General features: G+C 66.6%; 17 protein-coding genes. 6 read left to right on the plus strand and 11 right to left on the minus strand.

Annotation, left to right across the window (positions count from 1 at the left end; genetic code table 11):
* Nucleotides 1-24 precede the first annotated feature (24 nt).
* The 8 genes from CR157_RS10010 to CR157_RS10045 form a co-directional block, all read right to left on the minus strand.
* Nucleotides 25-363, minus strand: a complete 339-nt coding sequence (locus CR157_RS10010) for an AzlD domain-containing protein (protein ID WP_110283372.1) — start codon at nucleotides 361-363, stop codon at nucleotides 25-27.
* Nucleotides 356-1087 carry an AzlC family ABC transporter permease gene (locus CR157_RS10015; RefSeq protein WP_110283373.1) on the minus strand — a complete coding sequence of 244 codons (732 nt, stop codon included), beginning with the start codon at nucleotides 1085-1087 and terminating at the stop codon, nucleotides 356-358. Before CR157_RS10015 ends, CR157_RS10010 begins: the two co-directional genes overlap by 8 nt.
* Nucleotides 1084-1614, minus strand: coding sequence for a helix-turn-helix domain-containing protein (locus CR157_RS10020; protein WP_110283374.1), 531 nt, complete (start codon nucleotides 1612-1614; stop codon nucleotides 1084-1086). The genes CR157_RS10015 and CR157_RS10020 overlap by 4 nt, the downstream gene beginning before the upstream one ends.
* A gap of 236 nt (nucleotides 1615-1850) precedes the next feature.
* Nucleotides 1851-3074, minus strand: coding sequence for a serine/threonine transporter SstT (gene sstT / locus CR157_RS10025; protein WP_110283375.1), 1224 nt, complete (start codon nucleotides 3072-3074; stop codon nucleotides 1851-1853).
* A 463-nt stretch (nucleotides 3075-3537) separates the two neighbouring features.
* Entirely contained in the window at nucleotides 3538-5289 is a 1752-nt protein-coding gene (locus CR157_RS10030) for an isocitrate/isopropylmalate family dehydrogenase (RefSeq protein ID WP_110283376.1), read from the minus strand.
* A gap of 116 nt (nucleotides 5290-5405) precedes the next feature.
* Nucleotides 5406-5654 carry a hypothetical protein gene (locus CR157_RS10035; protein ID WP_146218667.1) on the minus strand — a complete coding sequence of 83 codons (249 nt, stop codon included), beginning with the start codon at nucleotides 5652-5654 and terminating at the stop codon, nucleotides 5406-5408.
* A gap of 79 nt (nucleotides 5655-5733) precedes the next feature.
* Nucleotides 5734-6516 carry a TSUP family transporter gene (locus CR157_RS10040; RefSeq protein ID WP_110283377.1) on the minus strand — a complete coding sequence of 261 codons (783 nt, stop codon included), beginning with the start codon at nucleotides 6514-6516 and terminating at the stop codon, nucleotides 5734-5736.
* Between the two features lie 111 nt (nucleotides 6517-6627).
* Complete coding sequence (locus CR157_RS10045) at nucleotides 6628-7218, minus strand: gamma-glutamylcyclotransferase (RefSeq protein ID WP_110283378.1); 591 nt, start codon at nucleotides 7216-7218, stop codon at nucleotides 6628-6630.
* A 366-nt stretch (nucleotides 7219-7584) separates the two neighbouring features.
* On the opposite strand from CR157_RS10045, the gene CR157_RS10050 reads away from it, so the two are divergent.
* On the plus strand, nucleotides 7585-8151 hold the full coding sequence (locus tag CR157_RS10050) for an NnrU family protein (protein ID WP_110283379.1): 567 nt from the start codon (nucleotides 7585-7587) through the stop codon (nucleotides 8149-8151).
* A 146-nt stretch (nucleotides 8152-8297) separates the two neighbouring features.
* Nucleotides 8298-8747 (plus strand): hypothetical protein, encoded by a 450-nt coding sequence (locus CR157_RS10055; RefSeq protein ID WP_258364129.1) that lies wholly within the window; start codon nucleotides 8298-8300, stop codon nucleotides 8745-8747.
* Nucleotides 8748-8804: 57 nt separating this feature from the next.
* Here CR157_RS10055 and CR157_RS10060 read toward each other — a convergent pair whose 3' ends face one another.
* A complete protein-coding gene (locus tag CR157_RS10060) occupies nucleotides 8805-9248 on the minus strand; it encodes a YybH family protein (RefSeq protein WP_110283380.1) in 444 nt (147 codons plus the stop codon).
* A gap of 462 nt (nucleotides 9249-9710) precedes the next feature.
* Between CR157_RS10060 and CR157_RS10065 the strand changes: the two genes are divergently transcribed.
* On the plus strand, nucleotides 9711-11372 hold the full coding sequence (locus CR157_RS10065) for a GMC family oxidoreductase (RefSeq protein ID WP_110283381.1): 1662 nt from the start codon (nucleotides 9711-9713) through the stop codon (nucleotides 11370-11372).
* A gap of 242 nt (nucleotides 11373-11614) precedes the next feature.
* Here the strand turns inward: CR157_RS10065 and CR157_RS22825 are convergent, their stop codons facing one another.
* Both CR157_RS22825 and CR157_RS10070 read right to left on the minus strand, forming a co-directional pair.
* Nucleotides 11615-11746 (minus strand): putative transporter small subunit, encoded by a 132-nt coding sequence (locus CR157_RS22825; RefSeq protein WP_219999922.1) that lies wholly within the window; start codon nucleotides 11744-11746, stop codon nucleotides 11615-11617.
* Between the two features lie 65 nt (nucleotides 11747-11811).
* Entirely contained in the window at nucleotides 11812-13506 is a 1695-nt protein-coding gene (locus CR157_RS10070; protein ID WP_110283382.1) for a sodium:solute symporter family protein, read from the minus strand.
* Nucleotides 13507-14183: 677 nt separating this feature from the next.
* On the opposite strand from CR157_RS10070, the gene CR157_RS10075 reads away from it, so the two are divergent.
* From CR157_RS10075 to CR157_RS10085, 3 genes are all read left to right on the plus strand, one after another.
* Nucleotides 14184-14390, plus strand: coding sequence for a cold-shock protein (locus CR157_RS10075; RefSeq protein WP_040185674.1), 207 nt, complete (start codon nucleotides 14184-14186; stop codon nucleotides 14388-14390).
* 192 nt (nucleotides 14391-14582) lie between these two features.
* Entirely contained in the window at nucleotides 14583-16352 is a 1770-nt protein-coding gene (locus CR157_RS10080; RefSeq protein WP_110283383.1) for an SLC13 family permease, read from the plus strand.
* A gap of 88 nt (nucleotides 16353-16440) precedes the next feature.
* Entirely contained in the window at nucleotides 16441-17109 is a 669-nt protein-coding gene (locus tag CR157_RS10085) for an alpha/beta hydrolase (protein WP_110283384.1), read from the plus strand.
* Nucleotides 17110-17160 lie beyond the last annotated feature (51 nt).

Below are 17160 nucleotides of genomic sequence, written 5' to 3' on the forward strand. Positions count from 1 at the left end.
ACCGTCCAATTGCCGGTTGATGGTTCACCCGAGTAGCGTCACCACCACCCCATAGGCCGCCACGCCGGCCGCCACCGGCCAGCCCAGCGAGCGCAGTCGCCACCAGACGAGCAGGGTCACGAGCACGCCGATCGCCGTGGCGAGCCAGGAGCTGGCGTCGGTGGTCGCCGGGACCAGCGAGACGCCGAGTACCGCGGCGATCATCAAGGGGCCGAGGATGCCGAGCCATTGGGGCATGGCCTCGAGGCCGTCTTCACTGGCGGACTTCTGGAGACGGCGCTGCATCCACAGCAGCGGCAGCAGGCGCATCAGCAGGGTGCCTGCCGCCGAGGCCAGCACGGCCAGCCAGAGTGCGCTACTCATCTCGTTCTCCTCGCGTTGTCACGTCGAACTTCACCAGGTAGAAGCACAGGGCCCCGCAGGCGGCGGCGAGGGGGATCGCGGCGTTGGTCAGCCCGTTCACGGTGAGCAGCGCCGCGATGGCGATGGCACTGCCCAGCGCCAGCGACCAGCGCCGGGAGGTGAAGCGCGGCGCCACCAGCACCAGGAACAGGGCCGGTAGGGCGAAGGGCATGACCTCGCCGAGCAGCGGCCAGCGCGTGATCAGCTCCTCGCCGGCCACGGCACCCAGTGCGGTGCCGCCGATCCAGCTGGCCCAGGCCAGCAGCGCGGCGCCGGTGAACCAGCCGAGGCGTTGCGAGGCCGGCAGCTGCGGCAGGCGGCTGTGGGCCAGGGCGAAGACCTGGTCGGTCAGGCCGTGCATCAGCCAGGGCCACCAGCGGCTGGTGGTCAGCCAGGGCGCCAGGTTGGGGGCATAGACCACGTGGCGCGCGTTGATCAGCAGCGTCATGACGACCACCAGCCACAGCGGTGCGCCGGCGGCGACCATACCGACGAACAGGAACTGCGAGGCCCCGGCGTAGACGAGCGTCGAGATGATCACCGCCTCCCAGGTGCTGAAGCCGGCCTGGATGGCGATCAGCCCGAAGGAGATGGCGACCGGCACATAGCCGCCGAGCAGCGGGATGGCCTCGCGCAGGCCCGCAAGCCAGGGGCGGGGTAGGGCGTGGGTGGCTTGCTGGCTCATGGGGTGTCTCCTTGGCCGGTGTAGACGATGGTGAGCAGCAGCGTGGCCCAGGCGTCCTGGGTGCGATAGAGGTGTGGCCGGTCGGCGGCGAAGGTGAGGGTGTCGCCGGCCGAGAGCGTCTCGACGGCGCCTTCCGGGCCGGCCTCCAGCCGCCCGCTGATGAGGGTGAGCGACTCGCGGGCCCCCGGCGTATGCGCCTCGGCATGGCGTACGGTGTGGGGCGCGCAGCGCATCCAGTAGGCGTCGACCTGGGGCGTGTCCTTGCCCTGGTCGAGCAGCCGAACCTCCACGCCGTCCTCGCCCAGCGGCACGCGGATCGGCGCCACCAGGGTGCCGAAGGGCACGTTGAGTTGCACCGCCAGTCGCCAGATGGTGTCCAAGGTGGGGTTGCCGTTGCCCTGTTCGAGCCGCGACAGGTTCGACTTGGCGATGCCGGCGGCGGCGGCCAGCTGCGACAGCGACCACCCCTGGGCGAGTCGCAGGGTCTGCAGGTGCTGGCCGAGGGTGCCGAGCGAAAGCTTGTCCATGGCGGGGGCTCCCGGAGTGTTCCTTTTAGAGAACGTTCTTTAAAAGGAACATAGTGGCGAACCGTGTTGCTGTCAATGCGGTGCGTTTCGACATGGTGAGCCATGACCAGTCACCGGGAACGATCCGGCTCGGGGCTTGGGGGATTCCGCGTCGGCCGTGCCGCTCCGGGGGGAGCGGTACGGCTGACGGGGGCAAGTACACCGGCCCCGTTGGCTGCGGGGCCGGCGTCGTCGGCTCACGCCTGGCGGCGCTCATCGTTCTGGCAGGCGGCCGCGGTGAACAGCACGTCGGTGGAGGAGTTCAGCGCCGTTTCGGTGGCGTCCTGCACCACGCTGATCACGAAGCCGATCGCCACCACCTGCATGGCCACGTCGGTGGAGATGCCGAAGAGGCTGGCGGCCATGGGGATCAGCAGCAGCGAGCCGCCGGCCACCCCGGAGACGCCGCAGGCGGCCAGGGCGGAGACGATGCACAGCAGCAGGGCGGTGGGGAAGTCGACGCCGATGCCCAGGGTGTGGGCGGCGGCGAGGGTGATCACGCTGATGGTGATGGCGGCCCCGCACATGTTGATGGTCGCGCCGAGCGGGATCGAGATCGCGTAGGTGTCGGCGTGCAGCTTCAGCCGCTTGCACAGCTCCAGGTTGACCGGGATGTTGGCCGCCGAGCTGCGCGTGAAGAAGGCGGTGATGGCACTACCGCGCAGGCAGGTGAAGACCAGCGGGTAGGGGTTGCGGCGGGTCTGCCAGTAGACGATCAGCGGGTTGGTGACCAGCGCCACGAACAGCATGCAGCCGACGATCACCATCAACAGGTGGCCATAGTCGAGCAGGGCGCCCATGCCGGATTCCGCCAGGGTGGCGGCGACCAGGCCGAAGATGCCCAGCGGGGCGAAGCGGATCACGATCCGGACGATGTTCGACACGGCGTCGGAGAGGTCGCTCAGCATCGCCCGGGTGCTCTCCTTGGCCTGGCGCAGCATGATGCCAAGGCCAATGGCCCACACCAGGATCGCGATGAAGTTGCCCTCCATCAGGGCGCTGACCGGGTTGGTGACGGCGTTCAACAGCAGGTTCCTGAGGATCTCGACGATGCCCCCCGGCGGGTTGCCGCTGACCTCGGGCACGTCCAGGGCCAGGGTGGTGGGAAACACGAAGCTTGCGACGACGGCCACCAGGGCGGCGGTCAGGGTGCCGATCAGGTAGAGGATCAGGACCGAGCGGATATGGGTGGGCTGGCCCTGCCGGTGGCCGGCGATGGCCGCCGCCACGAGGACGAACACCAGGATCGGGGCGACGGCCTTCAGCGCGGAGATGAACAGTTGGCCGAGTAGCGATACCGACAGGGCCGCCTCGGGCGAGACGGAGGCGAGCAGGATGCCGCAGACGATGCCGATGGCGATCTGGGGGATCAGCCCCAGGCGTAGCAACGGGCGGCTGAGATTCTGGACGGTGGCGATCATGAAGCGTCTCTCTGGAGTTGTAATGAGCGGGCAGGCGCCACGCTGCCGGGAGCTCGGGCGGTCGAGCAGCCGGCACGGGTAAGTGCATGGACGATCCGACCGAGCCGCTCCAGGCGGGTGGCCCAGGGCAGGGGCGCCTGCAAGACGCGCGGGATTCTAGCAAGATTCTCGAGACGAGTGGGTGATAGTTCTAGTTGTTAGACGAAAGATAGAGGAACATTTTGTATTGATCGCGTTTTCAAGATGTGATCGATTGGGCGAGATGGGTGGGGAGGCGATCCGGCGGCTGCCCGCCAATGACGGGGTAGGTGGTGTTGTCGTGGAGGCAGTGCCTGGCGGATTCCCGCGAATATCCTGACGATGGCAGCACGGTCGCCGAAAAAGGCGCCGAATCCTCTCCTGCGGGGATAAGGCCTCGGCCGGGGTAAGGCTCCGGCCGAGTTGCCAGGCCTGTCTGGTACACCTAGCTGCCCGGGCTAACCATGAGGCGCGCTTCCACGGCGTCGAGGAAGCCCTGCATGTCCACGACCTGCTCCGCGTCCGGGTCGGTGGTCTTGCCCTTGAGGTCGCCGGTGATGATGCCGGCGGCGACGGTGTCGATCAGCGCCGCCTTGAGGCGGGTGGCGTAGTCGAGCAGGGCGTCGTTGCCTTCGCGCTCGGCCAGCGTCTCCAGGGCGTTGGCCACGGCGTAGATCAGGGCCGAGGAGTTGAAGTGCGCCTCCTTGCCATCGCTCTCGAGGTACTTCAGGTAGAGGTCGTGGGCGGTGCCGTGGGGGGCTTCGAAGAGCATGGTGCCGCTCTGGCTTTCGATGATCGAACTGGCGGTGGCCAGGCTGCCGCCGAGCGCCGCGGAGATGTCCGAGAAGATGTCGCCGTCGAGGTTCTGCGCCGGGTAGAGGGCATTGCGCGGCGGGTCGGTGATCATCTTGATGAGCTGGCTGGAGGGCCGCATGATCATGAAAGAGGGCGGTGGGGTATCGGCCTGGGCCAGTTCGAGGCGCACCTCGGTGATCACCGTGCTGAAGACCTCGTCGTACTCCATGTACTCGCGCTTGAGGCCGAAGTAGACCTCCTTCTCCTTGCGCGAGGCGTCGCGGAACACCTGGCCGACCCAGTCCTTGATCGCCTGGCGGTCGTTGGACATCAGCAGGATGGGATCGCCCTTCTTGACGCGCCGGGCGTGCTTCTCGTCGCCATCGACGACGACCTTGAGGATGCCGTCCTCTTCGGCGGGCATGTTGTAGCTGCCGTACTGGTCGCCACCGCCGGCACTCATCCGTGACAGCGAGACATGGGCCTTGCGGCTGGGGATGCCGTGCTGCTTGAGCTGGTTGACGAGCTTGTAGAGCTTGCGGCCGGTGTTGTTGTCCGGCACGCCCCACAGCACCCGCTCCGGCGGGTTGGCGACGAGGCGCGCGGCCTGGGCGTCGATCAGTTCGTAGTGGTACTCGAGACCCAGGGTCTCGAACTGCCGGCGGTAGTCGGCTTCGAAGATACGCTCGATGGCGGCCCGCATCACCCCGTCGTAGCCGGCGATCACGGTGTCCTTCAGGCCCAGGTAGGCATCGCGCTTCTCGTCGATGGCGCGCTGGAAGAAGTGGTGGGCCCAGGCCTTGACGTCATCCAGGTTGTTGGTGGCGAGCAGCCAGGGGTCGCCCTTGTTCACCTCGCGGCGGTGAAGCTCCACCGGGTCGCCACTGGCGCCCACGAACATCAGCTTGATCACGCCGGTGGCAGTGGAGAGCGCGTTGAAGCTCTCCTTGATGCCGCCATGCTCCATGGTGTCGACCTCGATGTCGCGACCGACCCAGTCGGGCCTCCTGACCTGGAGGTTGCGGAACTGGATGTCCTCGCGGGTGATGTTGCCGCCGATGCCCTTGCGGATAGCGCCGTTGGGCGACTTGGTGGCGAGCGGATGCAACTTGGTGCCGTCCAGCTCCGGGTGCTTGGCGAGCAGCTCGCCCAACTGCGCGCGATTGACCGTCATGCCGGCATTCTTCACGCCCACACGGTACCGCTTGAGGGCCTCGATGGCGTCGATCACCGCCCGCCCGTTGGTGAGCAGCCGGTGCTCCGCGGAGAGGTCGATCTCCACGAGCCTGATATCCAGGGGTGAGCTCACGAACTTCTCGAGGATCTTCTCGAAGGCCACCTGGGCCATCTCGTCACCGTGCAGGATGACCAGTGGCGCGGTCACCTTGATCCTGTTGCTCATGGCATGCCTCTTCACAAGGGGTATCGGGACTGCCGCTCATGCCGTTCAGCGTAAGCCCTCGATGTACCCCCGGCAAACGACCCTCTCACTGCCGGCCGGGTGTTCACACGAACTCTTCACACGAACTCTGGGTCGTCCGTCCTGACCGTTACGCCGACCTCGTCGCCCGGCACCATGACCGAGAACTCGCCGCCGCCCAGGTAGGTGACCTCGTGGCCCTCCCGGGTCCGGAAGGAGGGCAGCCCGCGCTGGGTGGCGCCGGTGTGTTGAAGGTCGCTGATGTCCCGGACGCTGACGAAGACATCGATGATGTACTCGCGGCCCTGGTCGTCGAAGGCCATGATGGTCTTTTCGTGCTGGGGCACTGGGTTCACCCTCCGCTGGGGATGACACCCTCATCATTAGCAGCAGGGCGGCGGTTTGGCGAGTGCCGGGCCGCGCGCCTCACCCCGCGGGGCTGAGCAGCCCCATCACGCTGACGATGATCAGCACCACGCCCAGTACCCGGAAGTAGCGGTTCGTCTTGCCGGCCAGCATGTGCCGGTGGGCGTGCTCGCCGAGCAGATGCCCGACCAGGGCGCAGGGCAGCAGCCAGAGATGGTGGACGAGCTGCAGGTCCACGCCGGCGATCACGAACGACACCATCTTGATCACCACCAGGATGAACCAGAGCACGAACAGGGTGTCGCGCAGTTGGTGCGCGGCCACATGCGAGGCGAACACCGCGACGATCAGCGGGGCGCCGATCAGCGAGGTGCCGCTGACGTAGCCGCCCATCGCCAGCAGGGCGTAGTCCAGGTAGCGGTGGTTGCTGCGGAACGGCCTGTCCAGCACATAGCCGACCGCATAGACCAGCACGATCACGAAGATGATGCTGGTCATGACGTTGCCGGGCAGCGTCAGCAGCCCCACGACCCCCACCAGCTTGGGGACGATCATGATCTTCATCGCCTTGAGCAGGTAGGCCCAGTCGATGTTGCTGGTGGCCGGTCGGCCGTCCTCGCTCTCGGCCACCAGCTGCCGGTGGCCGCGCCAGGCGATCCAGCTCGAGAAGATCATCAGGTGCACGGCGATGATCGGCAGGAACACCAGCGGTTCGTTCAGCACCAGCAGCAGGAACGGCAGGGAGAGTACCGCCCCGCCGAAGCCCAGGCTCGTCCTGACGAAGCCGCTCCAGACGAAGATCAGGCCGATGAGGGCGAGCTGGTACCATTCCAGGCCCGCCATCAGCGCACGCTCCCCGTGTGCCGTTGACGATGGCGTGTCGATGGGTGCTGCTTTGGTGTCCTGTCCATGTGCGTTCCCTGCGCTTGCCTGGGGCCTCTCCGTGGTCGTGGTTCAGGGGCCGGGGGCGTGTGCCGGGTGGGGCAGCCGCCGTGCCAGCGCGAACACGTGAGGGTCGTCCACGCCGAGGTCGCGGAGTGCCTGGGCCAGGTTCAGCAGGTAGTCACGATTCGGCCCACTGGGGCCGTGGGCCATGGCGATCTGCTCGGCGATGGCGTCGAGCGGTGCCTCGCCGAGAAAGGCGGCGTTGTCCTCGGTGGCGAGATAGACCAGCCCCTCGGCGTTCTCCCCCTCGCCCTGGCCGTCATCGAAATGGAGCCGGATGACCTCGCGCAGGTAGCCGTTCTTCTCGCGCACGTCCAGGGGGCGCAGCACCTCGGGGGCGATGCGATAGGCCATGCCGTGGCAGATGGCACCGGGCTCACGGACCAGGGTGGCGACCCGGCCCGGTGCCTCCGGGGTGCCGCGGTGGTCGTGGGAGCCCTGCCAGAAGCGCCGCACCCAGCCGTGGATATGCGCCGGGCGGCGCTCCAGGAAGGGGAAGTCCGCCTTCCAGATCAGCGAGCCGTAGCCGAACAGCCAGATGCTCTCGTGGCCGTCGAAATGGGTCATGCGTCGGTTGAGCAGGGTGGTGTCGAGGGTCATGGATAGCATCGGCAGGTGTCGGCGTTATCCGCCATGATGCGATGGACGGCGACGGATGTCGAAACTCGCCGGGCTGCGGCGGGTCAACGTGATGCTTGTCGAGGCTCCCTCGACCTTTACTCGATCATGACGCCAAGGAGAGCAGGATGAACGCCAGCAGGATTCTCGAGCAACTGATGCAGCAGGCCGGCGGCAAGCAGGCGGCCGGGTGAGCGTGAGGGCGCTCCCCCAGTGATAGGTGACGGCGTGGCTCGCGACCATCGGGCGGGGAGAACGACCCTGACGGGCTGAGGCATCGCTGGTGCGACGCCGGGCGAGCGGCTAGGCTGGCGTATCGTTCAACCTTTGCTGATGGAGGCCCCACCCATGACCGTGATGATTCTCGGCCTGTTGATCTTCCTGGGAGTGCACTCGGTGCGCATCGTCGCCGACGACTGGCGTACTACCCAGATCCAGCGTCGGGGAGAGGTGCCCTGGAAGGGAGCCTACTCGGTGATCGCGGTCGTCGGCCTGGCCCTGGCGATCTGGGGCTACGGGCAGATGCGCCTCGCCCCGACCTGGGTGTGGTTCCCACCCACCGGGCTACGCCACGCCGTCGCGCTGTTGATGATTCCCGCCTTCATCCTGCTGGTGGCCACCTATGTGCCGGGCAACCACATCAAGGCGAAGCTCGGTCATCCGATGATCCTGGCGGTGAAGCTCTGGGCCTTCGCCCACCTGCTGGCCAACGGCCGGTTGGGCGATATCGTCTTCTTCGGCGCCTTCCTGCTCTGGGCGGTGTTCGACTTCCGCGCCGCCCGCCGTCGTCCGCGGCCGAGCTCGTCGGCACCGGGCATGATCGGCACCGCCATCACGGTGGTGATCGGCCTGGTGGCCTACTATCTCTTCGCCTTCCATCTGCATGCCTGGGTCACCGGTGTGCCGGTGATATGAGGCCGGTTGCCGAACGGTCGAGGTCGCCGGGGCAGCGGCTTCGACATGAAGCCCCTACACGGAGGCACGGTGTGGTGGGGGACACTATGCTGGGAGGAGGCCACAGGGCCTGCCTGTTCACCAGCACCCTCTCCGGGAGACATACCATGACGACTCCATCCGTTCCTTGTGCCTGGCGCCTTGGCCTGGCGCTGCTCGTGTTGCCCGTTGCCACCGCCCTGGCCGGTGATGGCCACGACTTGAGCTTCCAGGGCGATGCCAGCTTCCAGGGACCCCATGCCGACCAGGCCGTCCAGGTTGCCCTGGTCGATGCCGACTCCGGCGAGGTGGTGGCTCGGGAGGCCGGCAGCGTCTCGGCCGACGAAGACCCGGCCTTCGCCTTCGATTTCCCCGGTGCCTTGCAGGCCGGGCAGCGTTACGAGGTGCACTACTGGATCGACTCCAACTTCAATGACGGCAGTGCCGGCGCCTGTGATCCCAAGTCCCAGGACCACCAGTGGCGGGTGGAACTGGGCGAGGCGAGCGAAGCCGTCACCCATACGGAGGAGCACGCCCCCGCGCGCATGGCGGAGGTGTGCACCACCTTCGAGGAGTAGGTGCGTCGCGGCCCGGAGCCGTTCCCCGGGCCGCGTTCAGCCGTTCCGGAGCGAATCTCAGGGTTCGAGATCGAACAACGCCTTGCCGCTCTCCATCTCGAAGGGAGCGGAGAAGTGCTCATGCACCACCTTCCACTGGCCCTCGATGCGCCGGTAGCCACTGGTCATGCGCAGCCAGCCCACCTGGGGCTCGCCCTTGTCGTTGGTGTCGCCACAGTGGTGCAGGGCATGGCAGAAGGCCACCTCGCCATCGGCGTGGAGCACGACCTCGTGGAGCTCGAAGTCCATCAGCCCCGGGCACAGCTCTAGGCACGCCTGCCAGTGCTGGCGGTAGGCCTCCACGCCCTTGAACTGCAGCTGTGCCACTGCATCGAAGGCGACGATGTGCGGCGCATAGTGGGCAACGATGGCGTCGATGTCCCGGTCGCGTACCGCGGCCGTCCAGCTCTCCAGCTGTTCCAGCACCGCGGCCTCGGCTGGCAGGCCGGTATGGGTCGTCATGGGGTATCTCCTTGTTCGATTCGTCTGGGGTCTGTCGTCAGTCTGGCACCTTCCTGTCGGCCGGGTGGCGATGAATTCGACCTTTGGGTGTCAGACGGCGGCAATTCGCCCCAGCGCGACGGCGTGCTGAAGGTGGCCATTTCCGCAAGCTGAGCAGCGTGAAGGGCGTATAGCCGTCGTCAGCGGCTGCCCCAGACCCGTCTCCCGCACCTCCAGGGCGGTGGCGATCACCGCCCCCTCGCCGCGGTTGCGCCGCCCCACGCAGCTCAGCGCACAGGGGCCGAAGGTCGTGCGTGAGGTGAGTGCCGGGGAACGGTTGTTATTCGCTAACCTTATATCTGGCGTTGGAATTTCTCAGTTGATCCTGGCCTGAGCCGCGGTAGTCTGGATTCCGTGGCACGGCCACAGCAACGACGCAATGGCCCGGCTCGCCGAGCCCGGGCCATCGGGAGAGAGCACGCCATGGCCGAGCAGGAATTCGACTACATCATCGTGGGCGCCGGCACCGCCGGCTGCCTGCTGGCCAACCGACTGAGTGCCGACCCGGCCAACCGGGTGCTGCTGATCGAGGCGGGCGGTCGCGACAACTACCACTGGATCCACATCCCGGTGGGCTACCTCTACTGCATCGACAACCCGCGCACGGACTGGCGTTTCCGCACCGAGCCCGACCCCGGCCTCAACGGGCGCTCGCTGATCTACCCGCGTGGCAAGACCCTGGGCGGTTGCTCGAGCATCAACGGCATGCTCTATATCCGCGGCCAGGCCCGCGACTATGACAGTTGGGCCGAGGCCACCGGCGACGACGCCTGGCGCTGGGAGAACTGCCTGCCCGACTTCATGAAGCACGAGGATCATCATCGCCTGGATGCCGGCGGCGATGCCGATGCCGCCCACCGCGACTACCATGGCCATGGCGGCGAGTGGCGGGTGGAGAAGCAGCGCCTCAAGTGGCAGGTGCTCGACGACTTCGCCACCGCGGCCGTGGAGGCCGGCATCCCGCGTACCCGCGATTTCAACCGCGGTGACAACGAGGGCGTCGACTACTTCGAGGTCAACCAGCGGTCGGGCTGGCGCTGGAGCACCGCCAAGGCCTTCCTGCGCGGGGCCGAGAAGCGCGACAACCTCACCCTGTGGCACTCCACCCAGGTGCTGGGGCTCGAGCTGGAACAGGGGGGCGAGACCGGCCAGGGCGGTGTGCCGCGCTGCACCGGCGTGCGTGTCGAACGCGGCGGGAAGCCGACCTCGGTGCAGGCCGCCCGCGAGGTGATCCTCTCCGCCGGCGCCATCGGCTCGCCGCAGTTGCTGCAGCTCTCCGGAATCGGCCCGGCCGACCTGCTGCGTGAGCACGAGATTCCGGTGATCCATGACCTGCCGGGGGTCGGCGAGAACCTGCAGGATCACCTGCAGATCCGCTCGGTGTATCGGGTGACGGGCGCCAAGACCCTCAACACCATGGCCAACTCGCTGGTCGGCAAGGCGGGCATCGGGCTCGAGTACCTGCTCAAGCGCTCCGGCCCCATGAGCATGGCGCCGTCGCAGCTGTGTGCCTTCACGCGCAGCTCCGACGAGTACGAACATCCCAACATCGAGTACCACGTCCAGCCGCTCAGTCTTCCAGCCTTCGGCCAGCCGCTGGACGACTTCCCGGCGATCACGGCGAGCGTGTGCAACCTCAACCCGACCAGTCGCGGCACGGTGCGCATCAAGAGCGCCGACCCGCGCCAGGCGCCGGCCATTGCCACCCACTACCTGAGCACCCCCGAGGATCGCAAGGTGGCGGCGGACTCGCTGCGGGTCACGCGGCGCATCGCCGAGCAGCCGGCCTTCGCGAAGTATTCGCCCGAGGAGGTCAAGCCGGGCCTGGAGTACCAGAGCGATGAGGACCTGGCCCGCCTGGCGGGCGATATCGGCACCACCATCTTCCACCCGGTGGGCACCACCAGGATGGGGCGCGACGACGACCCCATGGCGGTGGTGGACGCTCGCCTGCGGGTACGCGGGGTGGCAGGGCTGCGCGTGGTGGATGCGGGCGTCATGCCCACCATCACCAGCGGCAACACCAACTCGCCGACGCTGATGATCGCCGAGAAGGCCGCGGGCTGGATCCTGGGCGGGGAGTAGCGATCTCTTCTCCTGCCGAGACACTACAACGGCAGGCCTTGGCCTGCCGTTGTCGTGTCGCTGGGCGGTTGTCCGGTCCTAGGAGCCTGTCGGATTTGACCGATCGTCGCGAGAGAGTCGGATTTCGAGCCAAGTTTATCGATCTGATGAGGCGAATAGCCCGCCATTTAACGAATCAGATCGAATGAAATTGGCCGCAAGACCGGCTCTCGTAGTAGATCAGCGTTAAGTCCGACAGGCTCCTAGACCAGGTCGCGTTCATCCGCGTCGGCGGCACGCATGTCGCGCCACACGGCCCGGCAGATCAGGGCCAGCACCCCAAGGGTCAGGGCGGGCCAGATGAGGACGTAACTGCCGTAGATCAGGGTCTGCATGAAGGCATGCTCCTTAATGTCGTTGTCGGGGCCGGCAAAAGCCGCCGGCCCGGTCAGGTACGGAATTAGTATTGCTCGGCGAAGGCCGGGGCGGCGCCACCTGGGGCCGGGCGCTCGTCCGTGGCCTGGTGGTCGTCGTAGTCACCGACCCGCTGGCGGATGGAGTCGAAGTCGAAGCGCTGCGGGCTGGCGAGGCTCATCAGGGTGCAGACCAGGGTGCTGGCGCCGTAGGCGGTCAGGGAGGCCAGCAGTACGGTGTAGTCGCGCAGGAAGCCGGTGGCGAAGACCAGCATGGCCAGGCCGGCCAGCACGCCGGCGATGGCGCCCAGGCGCCTGCCGCAGAAGCCGAATACCATCAGGGCGATGATGATCCCGCCACCGATGCTGGCGAGCACCTCGAAGAACAGGCCCGCTGTGCCAGCGAGCGGTACCAGCTCGAAGCGTGCGACACAGAACAGCCCCATGGCGACCAGCACCGAAGTGGTGAAGGCGGCATTGGTCACGCGATCCCAGAAGCAACTGGCGATCACCGGGAAGACGATGGCGCCCCACAGCGCGCCGACGAAGACCAGCATCACCAGGATGTCCAGGGAGAAGCTGGCGAAGACGATTCCCACCATGGTGGCGACCACCATGGTCAGCCGGCCGATCAGCAGCATGCGTTTGGGGTCCGCCTTGCCGCGGGCGATGTTCTTGCCGTAGACGTCGGCCATCATGATCGCGGAGAGCGCCGAGAGGTCCGAGTCGGCGGTGGAGGAGAGCGAGCCGATCACCAGGATGAAGAAGAGCCCGATGAACACCGGGGGCAGATAGCTCGATACCATCTGCGGGATCAGGTTGTTCATGTCACCGTTCATCGGCTCCATGCCGAGTGTCAGCGCCATCAGGCCGATCATGCCCAGGCCGATGACGATGGCGCCGTAGCCCACGGTGGCGGTGATGAAGGTGGGCTTGATGTGATTCTCGTTCACCGCGAACAGGCGCTGGGAGATGGTCTGGTTGCCGATGGCATAGGCCAGTACGGCCACGAAGAAGGGGGCACCCTGTTCCAGGATGGCGGTCATCGAGAAGAGGTTGGATTGTTCTGCCGTGAGGTTGTCGAGACCGGCCACCATGGCGCCGGGCCCGCCCATGGCGAACAGTACCGCCGGGATGATCACGATGGCGATGGCCATCAGCGCCACCAATTGGGCGAAGTCGGTGAGCACCGAGGCACGAAAGCCCGACCACAGGGTGTAACCGAGCACCCCGACCCCGGCGATGATCACCCCGGCCTGGAAGGAGAGCGGCGAGAGCACGGCCACCAGGGCGCCGGCGGCCGTGAAGTTGACCATCAGGCTGATCACGCTGCCCAGTATGTTGGAGAGTGCCAGGATCAGCTGGCTCGAGGCGCCATGGCGCGCATGGATCAGCTCGCCCAGGGTGTGCGCGTTGGGCGCCAGCTTGCGGAACCGCCGGCCGAAGGGATAGATGAACAGGATCATCAGGGCGCCCCACAGGCCGTAGTGCAGCGGGCCGGAGACGCCATAGGTGTAGCCGGAGGTGGCGGCAGCGTAAAAGGAGGCCGCCCAGATCCAGGTGGCGGTCATGCTGGCCGCACCCATGCCGAAGCCGATGCGATGGTTGGAGACCATGTAGGCGTCGGTATCTTCCTGAGGCTTGCGGATCGTCAGGGTCAGCAGGTAGGTCCCGCCGTAGAAGGCGGCGAGCAGCAGCAATACCGTCAGGGTGGAGAATTGATAGAAGTCGGGATCGTTCACGGATGTCCTCGCAGTGATTCAGTGCGCCGACGGTGATGCGGTCGGCACAGAGTGGAGTCTGACCATCGCGGGCGATGGCCGGCAGGGGGAGCGCTGCCCGGCGGGGGTGCGGAACGCACACCGACCCCGTGCCGATGCTGTCAGGCACTCAGCCGGGGTGACGGGCTGGCAGTCCGGCCGCAGGGCGGCCGGGGAGTGGCCTCAGGGATCGCCCTTGTCGCGCAGGGCAGCCTCTATGTCGGGCCGGGGAAACGGGCGGGAGGCAGTGCCCTCGAGGGCAGGTGTTGCCGACAAGGATTCCCTTGCTGTCGATGGCGTCATGGACATGAGCAGTCGAACGTATCGGTGATCCGGCCACCTTGATCGGGCGTGGCCAGGGGGATTAGGTGAAATTTTTGTATACAAGGCGGTCTTGATTGTTAGCCACCTTACGATTTCCCTTCCGGCATGTCCAGGCCCCCGTCCGAGGGCGGCAACGATTCTGTCATCCAGAGCAAATAGTGTTTGACGTGCGCCCGCCAAGGGGGCATGCTGCGTGCAGTTGGTTAGCAAGTGGAACATCGCAAGCGGTCATCGAAATGCTCATAGCGTCGATCTCCCGGTGAAAGTTTCTTGTTTTACCCACTGCAACTCGGGTATTTCCCGGCAAAATCAAACGCTATTCGAGGAATTCGATAATGGCTACCGGTACTGTCAAGTGGTTCAACGACACCAAGGGCTTCGGCTTCATCTCTCCGGACGACAACGGTGACGACCTGTTCGCTCACTTCTCCGAGATCAAGGCCGAAGGCTTCAAGTCCCTGCAAGACGGTCAGAAGGTCTCCTTCGACGTCACCCAGGGCAAGAAAGGCCTCCAGGCTTCCAACATCCAGGTCATCGGCTAATCGCCATCCGATCTTGATGTGACTGCCTCCCGGCAGTAGAGAAGGGCCCGCGAAAGCGGGCCTTTTTCGTATGTGGCGAGGACAGTCAGCGTTATTCGATTATCGAATGGATGAATTTCTAAAAATAACTTTTTAGAATATGCGATGGCGTTCACAATAGGCCGGTTGTCCTCCTGAGTGATCGGATGCCCCATGCCGCTGGATGCCTGGATTTCCCTCGTCGTCGTCATCGCTGTCTTCCCGCTGATGGCCTTCTCCCGCCTCGGCCCCGACATCATCCTGCTCGGGGCGGTGATCCTGCTGCTGACCCTGGGCGTGATCGATGCCGATCAGGCGCTGTCCGGCTTCTCCAGCAGCGGCCTGTTCACCGTGGCCTTCATGTACGTGCTGGTGACCAGCATTCGCGAGACCGGCGGCATCGACCTGATCATCCGCCATGTACTGGGGCGGCCCCGTGGCGAGGGCCGGGCGCTGGCCCGCCTGCTGCTGCCGGTGGCCTCTCTCAGCGGCTTTCTCAACAACACCCCGGTGGTCGCCACCTATATCCCGGCGGTGCTGAGCTGGAGCCGGCGCGTGGCCGTGCCGGCCCACCGCCTGCTGATGCCGCTCAGTTTCGCCTCGATCCTCGGCGGCACCATCACCCTGTTCGGCACCAGTACCAACCTGGTGGTGCATGGCCTGCTGATCGACCGTGACCCTCAGCTTGCCATGGGGCTGTTCGACATCGCCTGGGTGGGCCTGCCGGTGGCCGTGGTCGGCCTGCTATACCTGATGCTGCTGGGACCACGACTGCTCCCGGCGCGGCGGGGGGCCGAGGCGGTCTTCGAGAACCCCCGCGAGTTCACCATCGAGATGGAAGTCGATCCCTCCGGTCCGCTGGTCGACCGCACGGTGGAGGAAGCCGGCCTGCGCCACCTTCAGGAGCTGTTCCTGGTGGAGATCGAGCGCGATGGCAACGTGGTCAGCGTGGTGGGCCCCGGAGAGCGACTCAAGGGCGGCGACCGGCTGGTCTTCGCCGGGACCAGCGAGGGCGCGGTGGAACTGCAGCAGGTGCGCGGCCTGATGCCGTCACGCCAGGGCGAATCGAGCCTGGAGAAGGACTTCAAGGAGCGCCGCCTGGTCGAGGCGGTGGTCTCCAACCAGTGCCAGTTCGTCGGCCAGCGCATTCGCGACGGCCATTTCCGTACCCTCTACGGCGCCGCCGTGCTGGCGGTGTGCCGCGGTGGCGAGCGGGTCGTCGGCAACCTGGGGCAGGTGCGCCTGCAACCCGCCGACGTGCTGCTGCTGGAGGCCCGGCCGCCCTTCATCGAACGGCATCGCCAGTCGCGGGACTTCCTGCTGATCAGCCAGGTCAACGGGGCGGCGCGCCCGGTGCACGAGAAGGCCTGGCTGGCCTGGAGCATCCTCGGCAGCGTGGTGCTGCTGGCCACCCTGGGGGTGATGAGCCTGATGAATGCCGCCATGCTGGGGGCGGCCCTGGCGCTGCTGACCGGCTGCTGCTCGGTGGGGGCGGCCAAGCGCGGCCTCGACGCCCAGGTGCTGCTGACAATCGCCGCTTCCTTCGGGCTAGGCGCCGCACTCGAGGCCTCGGGGGCGGCGGCCGTCCTGGCCGGTGCCGTCCTCGACCTGGCCGATGGCAACCCCTGGACGCTGCTGGTGGCGGTCTATGTGCTGGTGGCCCTGCTCACCGCCCTGGTCACCAACAATGCGGCCGCCGTGATCACCTTCCCCATCGTCATGGCCAGCGCCGACAGCCTGGGGGTCCATCCCATGCCCTTCGTGGTGGCGGTGATGTTCGCCGCCTCGGCTAGCTTCCTGACGCCGATCGGCTACCAGACCAACCTGATGGTCCATGGCCCGGGAGGCTACCATTTCAGCGACTTCCTGCGCCTCGGCGGGCCGCTCAACCTGCTCACCGGGGCGGTGGCGCTGATGCTGATCCCGCTGATCTGGCCCTTTTGAGTCGGATCGTCACCTCGCCGCCGTCCGTCGATTGCGGTAGGGTATCGGTTTTTAACCGCCTCCTTTCACTGGCCCTGGAATCGATGCCATGAGCAACCCTGGTGAACTGATCATCGAGCCGCGCAGCGGCAGACCCGCCGACGCCTGTGTCTTCATCCTGCACGGCTTGGGTGCCGACGGCAGCGACTTCGAGCCGCTGGTGCCGGCGCTCCCCTTGCCCACCGACGATGCCGTGCGCTTCATCCTGCCCCATGCCCCGCGCCTGCCGGTGACCATCAACGGCGGCATGGTGATGCCGGCCTGGTACGACATCAAGGAGATGAGCCTCGACCGCCAGATCGACGAGCCCCAGCTGATGGCCTCGGCGGAGCGCATCCAGGGGCTGATCGGCGAGCAGATCGCACAAGGTATCGACAGCCGCCGGATCATCCTCGCTGGCTTCTCCCAGGGCGGAGCGGTGGCCTACCAGGCGGCGCTCTCCTTCGCGCAACCGCTGGGCGGCCTGCTGGCCATGTCGACCTACTTCGCCACCGCTGACTCCATCGAGCTGGCCGAGGCCAACCGCGGCCTGCCCATCGAGGTACACCACGGCAGTTTCGACCCGGTGGTGCCCGAGGCACTGGGCAAGGCCGGCTTCGAACGGGTCCAGTCGCTGGGCTACCCGGCGAACTACCGCTGCTATCCCATGGCCCATGCGGTCTGCCCACAGCAGGTCGCGGACATCGGTCAGTGGCTCTCCGAGCGGCTCGCCCACTGAATCCTCGGACTCGGCCCGCCCGCTCGACGCCAGAGCCTCCAGCATGACGGG

Origin of the sequence: Halomonas sp. LBP4 (assembly GCF_003202205.1) — a bacterium.
Lineage (GTDB): Bacteria > Pseudomonadota > Gammaproteobacteria > Pseudomonadales > Halomonadaceae > Halomonas > Halomonas flagellata.